The 15,773-nt window shown below is 58.5% G+C and carries 14 protein-coding genes, 1 tRNA gene, 1 pseudogene and 1 riboswitch; of the genes and pseudogenes, 14 read left to right on the top strand and 2 right to left on the bottom strand.

Annotation, left to right across the window (positions count from 1 at the left end; genetic code table 11):
• Positions 1-44 precede the first annotated feature (44 nt).
• From G5S47_RS01295 to G5S47_RS01305, 3 genes are all read left to right on the top strand, one after another.
• Positions 45-422: a cold-shock protein gene (locus G5S47_RS01295; protein WP_006680843.1), complete on the top strand. Its 378-nt coding sequence runs from the start codon at positions 45-47 to the stop codon at positions 420-422.
• Entirely contained in the window at positions 415-1,275 is an 861-nt protein-coding gene (locus G5S47_RS01300; protein ID WP_006680844.1) for a DUF3027 domain-containing protein, read from the top strand. The genes G5S47_RS01295 and G5S47_RS01300 overlap by 8 nt, the downstream gene beginning before the upstream one ends.
• Positions 1,276-1,351: 76 nt before the next feature.
• On the top strand, positions 1,352-2,800 hold the full coding sequence (locus G5S47_RS01305) for an NCS2 family permease (RefSeq protein ID WP_040318367.1): 1,449 nt from the start codon (positions 1,352-1,354) through the stop codon (positions 2,798-2,800).
• 253 nt (positions 2,801-3,053) lie between these two features.
• Here G5S47_RS01305 and G5S47_RS01310 read toward each other — a convergent pair whose 3' ends face one another.
• Entirely contained in the window at positions 3,054-3,842 is a 789-nt protein-coding gene (locus tag G5S47_RS01310; protein ID WP_006680846.1) for a DUF4352 domain-containing protein, read from the bottom strand.
• A gap of 267 nt (positions 3,843-4,109) precedes the next feature.
• Here G5S47_RS01310 and G5S47_RS08665 point away from each other — a divergent pair.
• Positions 4,110-4,487: pseudogene (locus G5S47_RS08665) on the top strand (FGGY-family carbohydrate kinase); the annotation flags it as partial.
• 32 nt (positions 4,488-4,519) lie between these two features.
• A complete protein-coding gene (locus G5S47_RS01320; protein ID WP_006680847.1) occupies positions 4,520-5,833 on the top strand; it encodes an MFS transporter in 1,314 nt (437 codons plus the stop codon).
• Between the two features lie 129 nt (positions 5,834-5,962).
• On the opposite strand, the gene serC is transcribed toward G5S47_RS01320, so the two are convergent.
• Positions 5,963-7,096 carry a phosphoserine transaminase gene (serC, locus tag G5S47_RS01325; protein WP_006680848.1) on the bottom strand — a complete coding sequence of 378 codons (1,134 nt, stop codon included), beginning with the start codon at positions 7,094-7,096 and terminating at the stop codon, positions 5,963-5,965.
• A 231-nt stretch (positions 7,097-7,327) separates the two neighbouring features.
• Between serC and G5S47_RS01330 the strand changes: the two genes are divergently transcribed.
• The 9 genes from G5S47_RS01330 (at position 7,328) to G5S47_RS01370 (ending at position 15,722) form a co-directional block, all read left to right on the top strand.
• On the top strand, positions 7,328-8,005 hold the full coding sequence (locus tag G5S47_RS01330; RefSeq protein ID WP_040318369.1) for a metal-dependent transcriptional regulator: 678 nt from the start codon (positions 7,328-7,330) through the stop codon (positions 8,003-8,005).
• A gap of 77 nt (positions 8,006-8,082) precedes the next feature.
• Positions 8,083-8,245, top strand: a riboswitch (cyclic di-AMP (ydaO/yuaA leader).
• A 2-nt stretch (positions 8,246-8,247) separates the two neighbouring features.
• Positions 8,248-8,985: a C40 family peptidase gene (locus G5S47_RS01335; protein WP_181002102.1), complete on the top strand. Its 738-nt coding sequence runs from the start codon at positions 8,248-8,250 to the stop codon at positions 8,983-8,985.
• A 170-nt stretch (positions 8,986-9,155) separates the two neighbouring features.
• A complete protein-coding gene (locus G5S47_RS01340) occupies positions 9,156-10,088 on the top strand; it encodes a universal stress protein (RefSeq protein WP_219585644.1) in 933 nt (310 codons plus the stop codon).
• 211 nt (positions 10,089-10,299) lie between these two features.
• Positions 10,300-11,781 carry a purine-cytosine permease family protein gene (locus G5S47_RS01345; RefSeq protein ID WP_257878474.1) on the top strand — a complete coding sequence of 494 codons (1,482 nt, stop codon included), beginning with the start codon at positions 10,300-10,302 and terminating at the stop codon, positions 11,779-11,781.
• A complete protein-coding gene (locus G5S47_RS01350; protein WP_219585645.1) occupies positions 11,774-12,637 on the top strand; it encodes a purine-nucleoside phosphorylase in 864 nt (287 codons plus the stop codon). Before G5S47_RS01345 ends, G5S47_RS01350 begins: the two co-directional genes overlap by 8 nt.
• A gap of 299 nt (positions 12,638-12,936) precedes the next feature.
• Positions 12,937-13,009 (top strand) — tRNA-Arg (locus G5S47_RS01355).
• Positions 13,010-13,413: 404 nt separating this feature from the next.
• Positions 13,414-13,608: a hypothetical protein gene (locus G5S47_RS01360; RefSeq protein WP_219585646.1), complete on the top strand. Its 195-nt coding sequence runs from the start codon at positions 13,414-13,416 to the stop codon at positions 13,606-13,608.
• Entirely contained in the window at positions 13,608-13,991 is a 384-nt protein-coding gene (locus tag G5S47_RS01365) for a hypothetical protein (RefSeq protein WP_103632094.1), read from the top strand. The genes G5S47_RS01360 and G5S47_RS01365 overlap by 1 nt, the downstream gene beginning before the upstream one ends.
• Before the next feature lie 315 nt (positions 13,992-14,306).
• Positions 14,307-15,722 (top strand): L,D-transpeptidase family protein, encoded by a 1,416-nt coding sequence (locus tag G5S47_RS01370; RefSeq protein ID WP_219585647.1) that lies wholly within the window; start codon positions 14,307-14,309, stop codon positions 15,720-15,722.
• Positions 15,723-15,773: the final 51 nt, after the last annotated feature.

Genomic DNA, 15,773 nt, shown 5'->3' on the forward strand with positions numbered 1-15,773 from the left:
AGGACGAACGAAAACGAATGATTCCTAAAGGAAAGGGGAGCAACATGCCTACTGGCAAGGTGAAGTTCTTCGATGCTGATCGTGGCTTCGGCTTCATCGGCGGTGACGACGGTATGGAAGTATTCCTGCACGTTTCGGCGCTCCCCGAAGGAATTGAAACGGTGAAGCCGGGGACGCGCGTCGAGTACGGTGTCGCTGACGGACGCAAGGGTCCACAGGCACTGACTGTTCGCATCCTGACCCCAAAGAAGTCGCTTGCGGCGGCGCGTCACCGCAAGCCTGAAGCCATGGTCCCCGTGATTGAGGACCTCATCAAACTGCTCGATGCTTCCTCGACCAGCTTGCGTCGCGGAAAGTACCCCGAGAACGCGCCTCAGATCGCGAAGGTTCTTAAAGCAGTAGCCGAGGATTTCGATGCCTGACACACACGCTGGCGATACTGCGCCTGCACCCCAGACGCCCGCCAATGACACAACGGTGAAAACTTCGTCGCGCTCGCCTTCAACGCATAAGGGAGCGGTGCGCACCCCGAAGAAGGACGCGGTTCTTGCCCAAGCAGTCGACGTTGCTCGTGAATCCGCGAAGGCTGTTGCCCACCCGCGTCCCATCGGTGAACACCTTGGGTTCGTCATGGACTCAGAGCGCATCGGAACCCACTATTTCGCTTCCGCCGACGACGGCTATGTCGGTTGGGCGTGGGCAGTGACGGTTGCGCGCGTTCCGCGTTCGCGTCACGCGACCGTGTGTGAGGTCGACATGCTTCCTCGCGATGGTGCGTTGCTTGCTCCGCAGTGGATCCCGTGGGAAGACCGCCTGCGTCCAGGCGATTTGTCGCGCGACGATATCCTCCCCTACCAGGCAGAAGATGCCCGCCTTGAGCAGTCATTCCAAGATGTCGGCGAGGACATTGACTACCCGGAGCTGAAGGAAATCGGCTTGGGTCGCAAGCGCGTCCTGTCCGAAGAAGGCCGTAGTGCTGCCGTTGATCGCTGGTACAAGTCTGAGCAGGGACCGAAGTCGTCTCGCCCGCCACGTAACTCGTGCTCAACCTGTGGTTTCTTGGTGAAACTGTCGGGTTCGATGCGCACGGTGTTCGGTGTATGCGCCAACGAATGGGCTCCCGATGATGGTCGCGTGGTCAGCCTCGATCACACCTGCGGCGCGCACTCGGAAACTGATGTTGCCAAGCAGGGAACCCAGTGGTCGGTTCGCCCGTCGCGTATTGACGACGGTGCACTGGACACCGAGAAAATGCCTGTGAATGTGACCCCGTAGGCACGGTGTCCACATTGTGTTGTGGCGCCCGACACGATTCTTGCCTGTGAGTTTCGCACGTTGGCACGATGAGTTCGTGAGCACACAACAGACTGCCGCTTCATCCCAATCAGCGGCCAAAGGTTCAATTGATTCGTTCTTCAAGATCAGCGAACGCGGATCTTCGATCGGCCAGGAAATTCGTGGCGGTGTCGTCACGTTCTTCGCCATGGCCTACATTCTTGTCGTGAATCCAGCCATCCTCGGGGCAGCACTGCCGGAGGATGGCTCTATTACTGCTCAGGGTATTGCGGCAGGTACCGCGCTTGTTGCAGGCGTTATGACCATCCTCATGGGTGTTGTCGCCAACTATCCGCTGGCACTTGCTGCCGGTCTGGGCCTCAATGCTGTCGTTGCTTTCACCATGGTTATAGGCATGGGCCTGAGCTATGCAGAGGCCATGGGTCTTGTCGCATGGGAAGGCATCATCATCCTGATCCTGGTTCTCACCGGCTTCCGTGAGGCAGTGTTCAAGGCTGTTCCTCATCAGCTGAAGACCGCTCTGACCGTTGGTCTAGGCCTCTTCATCACTCTTATCGGTCTGGTTGACGCCGGTATCGTCCGCGCAGGCGCCACCCCGGTTCAGCTGGGCATCAACGGCTCCCTGCAGGGCTGGCCGACCCTGGTCTTCGTCTTCGGCCTGTTCCTGACCTTCGTCCTCTACATCCGTAAGGTCAAGGGTGCCGTCTTCATCTCGATCGTCTCTTCGACGATTCTGGCCGTCATCGTCGAAGCCGTTCTTCACCTTGGTATGAAATCGGATGAGAACGCTACCGGTTGGGGCCAGACCATTCCGGCTCTCGACGGTTCACCTGTTGCCGTCCCCGTGTTCAACACGCTCGGCAAGGTCGACATGTTCGGCGCATTCGGTAAGGTAGGCATTGTTTCCGTCGCCTTGCTGATCTTCTCGCTCATGCTGGCTGACTTCTTCGACACGATGGGTACCATGGTCGCCGTCGGCGCCCAAGGCAATCTGCTCGACGAACAGGGCAACCCACCGAAGACTCGCGAAATCCTGGTGATCGACTCCCTCGCCGCCGCCGTCGGTGGTTTCGGTGGCGTTTCCTCGAACACCTCCTACGTTGAGTCCGCAGCGGGTGTCGCTGAAGGCGCACGCACAGGTCTTGCGTCTGTCGTCACCGGTATCCTCTTCCTCCTCTCGACCTTCCTTGCACCGCTCATGGAGCTCGTCCCCACCGAAGCCGCTTCGACCGCTCTGGTCTTCGTTGGTTTCCTGATGATGACCCAGGTTACCGAGATCGATTGGCAGGCCCCGGAAATCGCTCTTCCGTCGTTCATGACCATCGCCTTCATGCCCTTCGGCTACTCCGTCTCTGTCGGTATCGGCGTTGGCTTCATTACTCACACCGTCATCCAGGTTGTTCTTGGCCGTGCGAAGAAGGTCCACCCGCTCATGTGGCTGGCTTCGATCCTCTTCGTCGTCTACTTCCTGCTTGGGCCGATCCAGGCTCTGCTGGGAGTCTGATCTCCTCGCAACAGATCGTGTGATGCGCAGAGGTGTGATGCTCTGCTTGACTGATCACCAATCGTCCGAATGGAAAGACCCCACGGTGCATTGAACTGCTCCCCATTAGTCGGTGTCTGATTTCTCAGTCCAACTAAAGGGGAGCAGTTCATTCCTCGAGGTCGCGAGGGCGTTCGTCGGTGCGTGATAAGCCAGCGGGGCCGTCGATGCAGTGATGCTCCAACGGCCCCGATGTACAGTGGAATCGACTCGACTACTTGACGGCGAAGAACTTCTTATCCGCAAGCAGTTCCGCCTGGACAGCGAGAGTGCCTTGCTCGATCCCATCGGTCGGGACCTCGATGACGATGTTTCCGGTCGTCGATGCGCCATTGAAAAGGGGAGACAATTGGTCGAACTCCTCCGGCGCGACAGTCAGCTTCTGAGAAGACGCCAGGTTGTACGTCTTGCCGTCCTTGCTGACGAAGTCGACCGTCGCCCAGGGCATCTGACCCTGGGAGTCATTGCCGAGGTAGGTGGCCGTTATGTTGATAAGAACATAGGAGAAGCCATCCGTGGCCGGCTCGTTGAAATCGCTTGCGGCGGCAACCTTCTCATCCGCATTGAGGTCGACGGAGTTGACGGTGACCTTCCAGTCCTTCGTCGTGATCTCCGAGCCGATGGGGAGAGGATTCTCCCTGGAGGAGCCGGCATCGCCCTCATTCGTAGCGGGGGCGTTCGATTCGGCGGGAGTGCTTTGAGGCGACGAGGCTGCGGGGGTCGAGGTCGTGGTCTCAGTGGTCAGCGCCTGATCTACGGCGTGGTCGATGACGGCGATGAAAGCAATGGCTGCGACGATGGTTCCAACGATGGAAATGATGATCGCTGCGAGGCCTTGACCATGGGCCTTGTCCTTCTGAAGCACGGCGACGAGTCCGAGGACGAAGGAGGCGGGCAGGAGGATCCACCCGAGGATTATGATGCCGGGTACACACGAGAGAATTGTTCCGGCGATGGCGAGGATGAGCGCGACGAGTCCGAGCGTATTGCGCGGCTTCTTCACAGGGATCTGGGGATTAACGGGGGGAGGGGGGGAGGGAACTTCCTGAGGAGTTGCAGCTCCCCCTTCGAACGGGGTGCTCACTTCGGGCCTTTCGCATAGGTGGTGATGGAATGTCGACGCTGAAGACGAGCGAGTGAAGTGACTGCGCAGGAGGTCGGCGTGACGTTTCTCATCTTAACAAGTACCGGCTTCATCTGAGGCTGACGTTGGCGCGATTAGTGGAGTCCCGCATAGTGGTGTCCCGTCTTCGCCTTTCTCAAGCGCGGGGATTTCGTCAGAGAGGCGGCGGTCGCGACTGCAGGAGCCGCGCATCGGTGGTACGTGAAGAATGCTCTACCGCGTGGAACATACGACCGAAGTGATGAACTGGCGGCGCTGGAACTCGACGCGGGGGTGCCCTTCTTCTTCGCCCGTCTTTCCGATCAAAATCGCGGTAGGTGGTCGAAGGCGCCGAGCGGGGTCTTCTGGGGCCTGCAGCTCGGGACCACTGATGCGGACCTCGCCCGATGCGTGTATGAGGCCATCGCGTTCGAGGTCGCGTCATGGTGGGAGCTGATGGGTCTTGGGGCTTCAGCGCTTCGAGTCTTCGGGAGCAGTTCACATTGCCGTGGGGCTTTTCGTATGCTTGAAACAGCTATTTCTTAGGTCTCCGAAAAACTAGGGAGGCGCATCCGCGCGTGTCACGTACTTTCCATTCGTTGCGTTACTTCAACTTCCGATTGTGGTTCTTCGGAAACATTATTGCCTCGACGGGCATGTGGATGCAGAGGGTTGCGCAAGACTGGCTGGTTCTGACCGTTCTGACGAAGAACTCTGGCACGCAAGTGGGTGTTGTCACCGCTTTGCAGTTCCTGCCGATTCTGTTGTTGTCACCGTGGGCTGGTTTGCTTGCTGATCGTCTGAATCGTCGCGCTCTGCTACAGGCGATGCAGTTGGCGAACGCGCTCCTGGGCTTGATCTTGGGCGTGCTGATTCTGACGAATACAGCCCAGCTTTGGCATGTGTATGTGTTGGCGTTGTTGGGTGGTGTTGCTGGCGCGATTGATTCACCTGCGCGCCAGGCATTTGTGTCTGAACTGGTTCCGGCTCAGTCTTTGTCGAACGCTGTCGGTTTGAACTCGACGGCCTTTAATGCTGCGCGTCTGCTTGGCCCGGCTGTTTCCGGTTTGTTGATTGATGCGATCGGTACTGGCTGGGTGATGATCGTGACCGCTGTTGCGTTCTTTGCTCCAGTTTTGACGCTTGCGTTGATGCGTTCTGCAGATTTGGTTCCCCGCAAGGTTGTGAAGCGTTCGCCCGGCCAGATTCGCGAGGGCGTTTCCTATGTGAAGAATCGTCCCGACATTGTGCTGATCCTGGTGATTGTAGCGGTCGTGTCAGGTTTGGGCATGAACTTCCAGCTGACCAGTGCCCTGATGGCGACTGAGGTCTACGGCAAGGCTGCGGGCGAGTACGGCATTCTGGGTTCGTTTATGGCAGTGGGAGCTTTGACCGGTTCACTTCTTGCTGCGCGTCGCGCTCAGCCTCGACTGCGTCTGATCGTGTCGGGCGCGGCGATTTACGGTCTGCTTGAAATTGTGTTGGCTTTGGCTCCGACGTATGAGTCGTTCGCGGTTCTTGCAATCCCGACGGGCCTTGCAATGTTGACCATGGTGACGGCAGCGAATGCGACTATTCAGATCACCACGGAAGAGAGTGTTCGCGGTCGCGTGATGGCTCTCTATTCGATGATTTTCATGGGCGCGACGCCGATCGGCTCGCCCTTCATCGGTTGGGTGGGCGAGCAGTTTGGTGCCCGTTGGTCGATTCTTGTCGGCGGTGGAGCTTCCCTAGCGATCGGAGTTATCGCGGGCGTGTGGGGTCTGATTCATTGGAATTACCGGGTCAAGTTCCGTGTTTCGGCGCACCCGATCGAGGTCGAGGGCCCCGCGGAGCGCGCATACCTAGCTACTCTGCTCGCTGAAGCTGAACGGAACGCGACCGGAAAGTAGCGTGTCAAGTGCCTGCGCGCTGAGCGTCGTGCAGGTTGCGCCTAGTAGGACCTCGTTATGTTCCAGCTTGCGTCCACGTTCTCTGCGGTGGATTATCGCGATCGACGAGGCCTGGGCTGACCTTTGGGGTCACAGTGCTCGTTCGAGCGCCCAATCGATCGACTCCAGAAGTGCTTCGACGTCCGAAGTTGGAGTCGAGGGCCATGTCGCGATGCGGAGCTGGTTGCGACCAACCCCGCGGTAGGCATCGATGTCGACGATGCCCGATGCTCTCAGGCCGTCAGACAGGACCTTCACATCGACCACGTCGTCGAATTCAACGGTGACGACAACGGGGGAGCGCCAGTCCTTATTCTCAACGAAGGGGTGAGCAACTGACGAGGCGTCGGCCCAGGCGTAAATCAGGTCGGAAGCGGCGCGAGAGCGCGCTTCCATCGTTTTTAAGCCACCACCGGCATTCATCCACTGGATTTGTTGATCCATCATGATCAGCGTCGCCACAGCCGGCGTATTCAGCGTCTGATCCTTACGCGAGTGAGAAATCGCCACCGAAAGGTCGAAGAAGGTCGGCATCCAACGGTCGGTCGCCCCATGCAATTCTTGTGCGCGTTCGACGGCTGCAGGGGAGAGGATCGCCGCCCACAGGCCACCGTCAGAGGCGAAAGCCTTTTGGGGAGAGAAGTAATAGGCGTCGGTGTTGGCAATATCAACGTGCGCAGCGCCGGCGATCGAGGTCGCATCCACCAGCGTCAATGCGTCTTCACCACCGATACGGTTCACCCGGCTGATCGTGCCCGTCGAGGTCTCATGGTGCGGATAAGCAAAAGCATCGGGTTCTTCCCCAGCGGTCCCGGCCTCGTTCCCCGTGAGCGTGACAACGGTGCCCAGCTGACCTTCAACGCGAAGCGCGTCGGCGAGATGCGGGGCCTTGTCCACCTCTTTGGCGAATTTTGCGCCGAACTCCCCGAAGGTCGCGAACGCGGCCTGCTTGCGAATGAGCGAGGCCGCCGCCACGTCCCAAAACGCTGAGGCGCCACCGTTGCCAAGGGCGACTTCATAGTCATCGGGAAGATTGAACAAGGTCGTCAATCCCTCGCGGATTGAATGGACAACATTCTTCACCGGGGACTTGCGGTGCGAGGTCCCCATCAACCTAGGCGTCTTCAACGCATCAATCTGCTCCGGGCGCACACGCGACGGGCCGGAACCAAAGCGGCCGTCAGCAGGAAGGATAGAAACAGGAATCGGGGGGAATGTCTCCATAGGCTCAAACTTAGTCGCATTAGATGCGCTCGCGGAACATATTCCATGACACACATGGTGCTAAATACCGTGGGTGCTCACCGCGTATGCCTGTCCACCGTTTGGCGCAATATCAACGGAAATGACAATCGTCAGGTAAAAATACTCGATAACTCATATTCTCTTAAGTACCTGAAAACCTTTGAACGATGCACGATTCGTGCAGGGGTTCATCGTAGGAAAGGAACCGCCGTGGGAGACCTCATCGACACCACCGAGATGTACCTCAAGACCATTTTTGAAATGGAAGAGGATGGGGTGACGCCCCTGCGTGCACGCATCGTTGAACGACTTGATCACTCAGGTCCGACTGTTTCGCAGACCGTTGCTCGCATGGAACGCGACGGGCTTCTGCACGTTCTGGGTGATCGTCGATTGGAGCTGACTGAAGAAGGCCGTAAGCGGGCTGTAGAGGTCGTTCGTAAGCATCGCTTGGCTGAACGACTCCTGGTCGATGTCATCGGTTTGGATTGGGCGTGTGCCCACGATGAAGCATGCCGTTGGGAACACGTCATGTCCGACAAGGTCGAAGGTCGTCTGCTTGAGCTCTTGAAGGATCCGACAACGGATCCTTACGGTAACCCGATTCCTGGAATGGGCGTCGAGGTCAGTGGGCAGTCTGCGGAACTTGTGGCGCGTGCCCACGACGACCAAATTGTGAGACTCGTTCGTATCGGTGAACCTATCCAGGCTGAACATGACATCATCGCTGATTTTGCCGCGGCAAAGATTGGTCCTGGAGTCAGCATTATCCTGCGCGGAGAAGGCGATTATGTGCGGATTGCGCGCGCCGATCAGGATGCCTCTGACAGTGATTCCAGCTTCCGAATTCCTCTGGCGCTGGCACCACATCTAGTAGTCGAAATGTGATTTGACTCCACTTCGTTACCTTTGCGTGACATTTGGGGGTCAAAGGTATAGAGTTCATAACGGTCGATAGGCCAGCCGTCCTTCATTTACCGAAGTTGGATCGTGAAGGATCCGGTTCATTTGATCCAACTCGGGGGAACCAATTCGGCCCTTGTGGCCTTGGGGTGAAGCTTGGGAAACCAAGCCGGGCTCTCCTGCTCGAATCCGACAGCTGACCTCGAAGGTGCAAAAGGAGAACACTCTTGACGAACCTCAAACCTGCGCCACGTCACCGCAAGGCACGTCGCCCAATGGTGCCGATCGTGGAACTGACCGACACGATCACGTCGCTCAGCCCGATCCGTCCGGCGGCAATTGCATCCGTGACCGGTCTTGCTCTGACTGCAGTTGTTGGTGGCGCCGCAAACGCTGTCACCGTTTCTGCTCCTAGTGGCGATCAAGAAGCTACTCCCACCACGACCACTGCTCCTCAAGCAACTGGTGTCACCGTTTCCGTTGCGGATATTGAATGGAAAGCAGAAGCTCCGACCGCGACCGCAGAAGCTCCTGCTGCCGCTACTCCGGTCGCTGAAGAAACTGTCGCCGCGGATCGTTCCGAGGCTCGTGAAGACCTCAGCCTTTCAACCGCTGCAACCGCTGCTGCGTACAACGCTGCCGGATCTTCTATTGTAGCCGCTGCTCTTGCTCTGACCGGTATTCCCTACGTCTACGGTGGCGCTTCCTACGGTGGTGTTGACTGCTCGGGTCTGACCATGCTGGCATATGCCGCTGCGGGAATCAGCCTTCCGCACTCCTCCGGCGCGCAGGCTGCCGGTGGTATCCAGGTTTCGGCCGGCGAAGCTCAGCCTGGCGACCTGGTTGCTTATTCGGGTCACGTTGCCATCTACATTGGTAACGGCCAGATGGTGGAAGCCACCGTCCCGGGTTCTCTCTCTAAGGTTTCGCCCGTTCGTGCAGGTGGCATGTTCGTTCGTTACTGAGCTCAACGTTCGTTAAGAGCGCATACTTCAACTAGAGCGAAAGAACTTCGGTTCTTTTGCTCTAGTTTTTTGTCTAAAACCCTCTTGAACAGGTAAAAGTTCTATTTTCGGTTTCGGAAAATCGCGATGTGGTGCACAATGGTAGGTGATGTAAGTCACGAGGGGGCATTATGGCATCCACCGAAGTCATCTTGGTCGGCGTTGATGGTTCAACGGAGTCCATCGCGGCCGTCAAATGGGCCACTGACCGCGCACTACGCACGGGCGGGCGTGTCCACGTTCTCTGTACCTACGCATTGGCATCCTATTCAGCGGCGGCGTTGGATGGTGGCTACGCGGTTCTTGACGATGAAGCTCTGAAGCGTGGCGCCCAGCAGGTCGTTGAAGAAGCGGTCGCAGCGACGAAAGAGCGTGGCCTAGGAAAGGTCACTTCATCTATTGAGCCGGGTGACCCGGCGGGCGTTCTGGTTGAAATGTCACGCGAAGTTGATTTAGTTGTTGTCGGTTCGCGTGGAGGCGGTTCCTTTGCTGATCGTCTTCTCGGCACGGTCTCGTCCGCGTTGCCGGCACACGCGAAGTGTCCGGTTGTCATCGTTCCTCGCCATACGTCCGGCAAGTGCTTCATGCCGATCGAACGTGTCGTTGTCGGTGTGGATGGTACCGAGGTTCCCTCGTCGGCTTTGCGTCGCGCGATTGATGAAGCATCCACATGGGGTGCTCGACTGACCGCTGTTTCGGCTGTTCCGATTGCTTCGGGCACGTCCATGATGACGTGGGCGCCGACCGGTTTGGATCACTCCAACCTGTTGAAAGATGTCCGCACCGCAATGGGTGCCGCCATTGACCAGGCACTTGACGGTCGCGACATGGAGGTTGCGCGCCATGCGCTGGACGGGTCGCCCGCTTCGCTGTTGATTGAGTTCTCGACAGCAGTTGATCTGGTCGTTGTCGGTACACGAGGCCGCGGTGGTTTGGCAGGCGTCTTGCTCGGCTCGACCGCGCAGACGGTACTCAGTCACTCAACATGCCCCGTGATGATTGTTCCGTCTGATCACCTGGGCAAGGCTGAATCAGCGAAGGCTCCGACGTGGGAGCGTCGCTGACGCTTGACTCAGCCGATGGCTCGCGCGAAGAGCGCGTTGTCTTGATGGATGGTGTCTGGGCGGGTCCCCGCCCAGACACCATTGTGTTGCCACAAGGTTTTCTGACGCGTGGCCGAGGGAGTGTCACTAATATTCAATAATGGTCTAGCCTAATTTGGTGCGAACTACCGATCCTGCGGTTCGCCCTGATCTACACAGACAAGGAACGCCTATGAGCACGCCAGAAATGGCAGCGGACGCAACCCGCTCCGTTTCCCAGTCCAGCATCGAAACTGCCGGCATTGAAATCATCAGCGACGAAGAACGTACCGCTAAGCCCCATAACCTGTTCCTGCCCTGGTTCGCATCGAACATCTCCGTGTTCGGCATGAGCTACGGCGCATGGGTTCTCGGCTTCGGAATCTCCTTCGCACAGGCAGTCATCGTCACCGTCATCGGTGTCGTTGTCTCCTTCATCATCTGTGGCGTCATCGCCCTTGGTGGTAAGCGTGGCTCCGTACCGACCATGGTCATGTCCCGCTCCGCCTTCGGCGTGAACGGCGCGAAGATCCCCGGTATCTTCTCGTGGCTGACCTCCATCGGCTGGGAAACCTCCCTCGCCATCACCGCCGTCCTAGCGACCTCCACCGTGTTCGTCCGCCTCGGCTGGTCGAGCGAAGACGGCAACGCCGTCAAGATCGTTGCCGCCGTTGTCGTCGCAGCGCTCATCGTTCTCGGCGCAGTTGCCGGCTACCACATCATCATGAAGATGCAGGCAGTCCTCACCTGGCTGACCGGTATCACCACGATCATCTACATCATCCTGGTCGTCCCGCACATCGACTGGTCCGCACTCAGCGCAATTGAATCCGGTTCACTGGCTGCAACGATCGGTGCCGCCACCATGGTCATGACCGGCATGGGTCTTGGCTGGGTCAACATTGCTGCTGACTGGGCGCGCTACCAGAGCCGCGACGCCGATGGTAAGTCCATCGTTTTCTGGAACACCTTCGGTGGCTCGCTCGGCCCGGTCGTCCTGATCACCTTCGGCCTCATGCTCGCCGGCTCCGACGCTGACCTGTCCGACGCCATCGGTGGCGACCCGGTTGGTGCGCTGGCCACCCTGTTGCCGACCTGGTTCCTCATTCCGTTCCTGCTGACCGCAATCCTGTCCCTGCTGTCGGGCGCGATCAACGGTATTTACTCCTCCGGTCTGACCCTGCTGACGCTGGGCATCACGGTGCCTCGTCCGCTGGCTTCGCTGATCGACGGCATCATCCTGACCGCCGGCACGATCTTCGTCGTGTTCTTCTCCCCGGACTTCATCGGGCCGTTCCAGTCCTTCCTCATCACCCTGGGTGTTCCGCTCGCCGCATGGGCAGGCATCATGATGGCCGACATTACTCTGCGTAAGGCCGACTACGACGAGAAAGCCCTGTTCGATGCTTCCGGCATCTACGGTTCGATCAACTGGGTGTCCATCGTCATCATGGCCGTCTCTTGCGTGATCGGCTGGGGCTTCGTGATCAACTCATTCGATAAGGTTGCCGCATGGAACAACTGGCAGGGCTACCTGCTGTGGATGCTCGGTGGTAAGGAAGGCCCGTGGGCATACGGCAACATCGGTGTCATCCTTGCTCTGATCATCGGCTACGTTGTCTACCTGGTAGCTTCCATAAAGAAGATCGCTGCTCAGGAAAACCGCAATGCCTGATTCATCGGTTGCCGTTGTGGATGCTGCGCGTAGTGAAGCGTTGGACTACTGCTTCCAGCGTGACCCGCTGGTAGCGGACGAGGTGCGCGAGGGCGCTCAGCTGATCGCAACGCGCACCGGCGTTCAACGCCACGACGCGCTTGTCGTTCTCGGCTCCGGTCTGCGTGATGCGCTGGACGAAATCGGGAAGATCGAGGCTCGCCTGCTCCTGGCAGACCTTCCCGGCGTTCCGGTTCCGGCGGTTGAAGGTCACGGCGCTGAATTGCTGAGCGTGCGCGTGAATGTGCACGGTGGTCGTGAGAAGCACCTTTTGGTTGCTACCGGTCGCGTCCACCTGTACGAGGGCTATACGCCGACACAGGTCTGCCAGCTGGTCCGCGTCTGCGCGATGACCGGCATCACGGTCGCGATTCTGACGAATGCTGGCGGATGCCTGCGTAACTGGACAGTGGGCGACGTGATGACGATTGAAGATCACTTCAATTTCTCTGGTGTTTCCCCGTTCGAGGGCCCGGTGTTTACCGACATCTGGCAGGTCTGGTCGCCACGCATTACGCGTATCCTGGCTCCGATTAGCGACCGCGTGGGCACGTACGGCCTGCTGCGCGGCCCGGAGTTCCAGACGGCAGCTGAATCGCGGATGCTCGCGAACAATGGTGTGGACACCGTTGGTATGAGCACGATCCTTGAAGCGATCTCGCTCCACCAGCTGGGCGTCGAGGTTGGCGGTCTGTCCGTTGTCTCCGACCTCAGTTTTGACGACACACCAACTGAACACGAGGATGTTCTGCGCGCCATGAGCGTCGCGTCTCCGAAGGTTGCTAGCGCGATTATCGAGTGCTTGGCTGCCCTCTGATTCGTAGTACTCGTTTTCTGGTGGGGTGAGGCTTCGGCCTTACCCCACCAGTGTGTTTCGGCGGGGTTTTGTGCGGTGGTGTTCTGCGCCGGCGATGGGGGAGTGGTGTGGCGGTGTACGCGGCCTCGTGGATGAGGGGCGGGCGTGTGCACTGCGCGCTAGCGGATGATTGACGAGGCCATACGTACAACTGGCGCCCGGTGCTGTGCGCTCGCGCGTGGAGCGAAAGTCGGCGAGGCTGGTAGAGTTGGAGGCGCTCAGACTGCCGGCGCGTTCGCGCGCAGGATATGGCTGGCTAAGCCCTCGTAGCTCAGGGGATAGAGCACCGCTCTCCTAAAGCGGGTGTCGGACGTTCGAATCGTCTCGGGGGCACAAGAAACGTTGGAATATCAACGAAAAGTGATCGGGGTTCTGAGCCAAAAAGCCGCTCAGAACCCCGATCTACGTTCCTATCTACTCTCTTTGCCCTCGATTAGAACTCGTAGGCGTGCGCGCGTAGGTGCGGGTTGCGGTCTCGATGGTCTCGCGGAGCCGTGCTTGAAGCGTCCTGGGTTTTGTTCCGCTTCTTAAATGGGTGCCAGTTCTCTGGCACGGACTGCACCTGGTGCGACGGTTTGGGCTTGGAACGCGTGGTTGTGTCGCGTCGGGTGTAGGTGGTGACGCGCGACGAGGTGCGGGTTAGGGGTGGGGTGAGGTCTGACGTGTTCACTTCGGACGTTTCAAGCGATACAGAGGCACCTCTTCCGCGAACGAGGTGCTGACTGTACGCTTGGACTATGGAAGAGCTCGAGCCCCTTGGGCCGACCGCCCCGTCGCCCGAACAGCAGATACCGACTCGCTTTGACCGGCACGCGCCCGCACCTTTCACTCCGAAAGCAGTCGTGGCGCTGATTGTCAGTGGCGTGGGAGTTCCCGTGCTCTTCTATGCGGGTATCGCGTTGCGGGGCTTCCTGATCTGGCAGGTGCAGTGATGCGTCGCGCCGAATGGATTTTGTTGCTCGTCGTATTCGTCGTGCAGGTGGGATATCAATTCCTGCTGTTCCACGTTGATGCCATGCGCACGATGATTGACGATGAAAAAGGGCTGTCGGGAATGTTTATTGTCCTGCCGCTTGTTGCCTACGTGTGCGCGATGGTGTCCGCGTATCGCTGGGGTTTTCGATTCTGGCGCCCGGTGCTCCTTGCCGTCGTGACGACTATTGCGTTCGTTGTCTCAGTTCCCGAGGCGTTTGGCCTGACCTCGCCCAGAGATTGGGGCGACCTTGCGGTGTTCACGCTGATGTACTTCGTGCCTGCCATTGTTGGTGAGTGCATCGGTGCTCTTATTCGCCGGTGGCGATCTGCGCTTGGTTGAAGTCGACGGAGACTTTCTGACCTCCAGTCGCGGTGTACTACTTGGAATCAACTGTGGAGTCATTCAGCGTCAGCGCGTCAACCTTGCCTTCGGTGTAGTCGGACTGTAGCGGATCCTCGAGGGCGACGAACTTAAAGTGTGTGCCAGAAGCGATTGGCGCAACCTTAGCGGTGACAGGCAGGTTAACCCGAGTGGAACGATTGTGAAAAAAGAAATGTCTAATGAGGCGACATTAACAGTGTTTGACAACTCAACGACTTTCCTCAGCAAGCATCAGCCCATTACGATTGTGAGCGGAATGAAAGGCAGTGACGCATGACCCGAATGAAATGGCTGATTGCAGCGATCATTGGAGTATTAGTTGTTGTCGGTGGTGCCGGCACGGCGTACGCCAGCTACTACTCTGATAAAGCTCTTCCGACCGCATCCGTTGGCGGACACAGTGTCAACGCGATGAATCGTGACGAGCTCGTCGCATGGATCAACGATCGGGCCTCCCAGGTTTCAATTGACATAGATGTTGACGGTACCCCGTCAAAGGCATCGCTTGCGGATCTGGGCGTCACCGTTGATGCGCAAGCGTCAGCGGATCAAGTTCTGGCTTCTTCGGATTCCGTCTGGGAACGCTTCGTTGGGCTGTTCAAGCGTAGCGACTACCCCCTTGTTTCCTCTACTGATAAGAAAACCTTCAACGCCTGCATGGCTTCCCTGGTGAAGTCCGTCGGCGAGGCCCCCAAGTCGGCGACCGTTTCAGTCGATGAGCAGGGTGCGTTCGTTGTGACCCCCGGGGTACCTGGTATCGCGATTGATGCCCAGCCACTGAATGATGCTGTGGCCACGGCGTTGCAGACTCTGTCCTCACAGGCAATCTCCGTTTCGCCGTCCACGCAGGACCCGATTGTGTCTGACAAGCAAGCTCAAAAGGTTGCCGACGCAGCCACCGCTCTTGTTGCTCACTCGGTGACGATCAGTGACGGTATTAAGGACTACACTGCCGAAACCGTCGACCGCGCAGCGTGGGTTGCTCTGCCCGGCGTTGATGACGTAGAAGGAACCCCTTCCATCGATCCTGAAGCTGTCCAGGCATGGGTTGATAAGACTGCGGAAGCAACGAACGTTGCCCCAACCCCGGCAATCAACAACGTTGATGGCGCCGGTAATGTCCTGGCCGAATCGATGCCCGGCAAGGAAGGCGAAGCCGTCAACAACTCCGCTCAGGTGGGCGCTGATGTGGTTGCTGCCCTGAATGCTGGGACCGACTACTCGGGTAGCTTTGACTATGACAAGGTTCCGCCGCCCACTGAAACGCGCCCCGTTATGGCGGGCTACGAAGCCTACCCATATGCCATGCATGAGGGTGAAAAGTGGATCGATATTAACCTGACCACGAACCGCCTGACCGCCTACGAAGGCCAGACCGTTGTCCACGACCCCATTGCGGTCAACCACGGCGCCCCCGGTCATGAGACCGTCACCGGCACCTACCACATCTACCTGAAGTACGAGAAGCAGGACATGGGTTGTACCCCCGAGTGGCCCTACTGCGCGAAGGATGTGCCGTGGGTTTCCTACTTCACCGGTTCCTACGCGATCCACGGTGCTCCGTGGGTACGCCAGTTTGGACTAGGCTCCGTTGGTGGTTCGCACGGTTGTGTGAACCTGCCCGTCGCTGAAGCACACTACGTCTTTAGCTGGGCTGATTCCGGTACTGCCGTCGTCACCCACTACTGACATCAATTGCGAGACGCGTTGCCGCGTAGGGGAATCTGCCCCTACACGGCA

Origin of the sequence: Schaalia turicensis, assembly GCF_019380255.1 — a bacterium.
Taxonomy (GTDB): domain Bacteria; phylum Actinomycetota; class Actinomycetes; order Actinomycetales; family Actinomycetaceae; genus Pauljensenia; species Pauljensenia turicensis_A.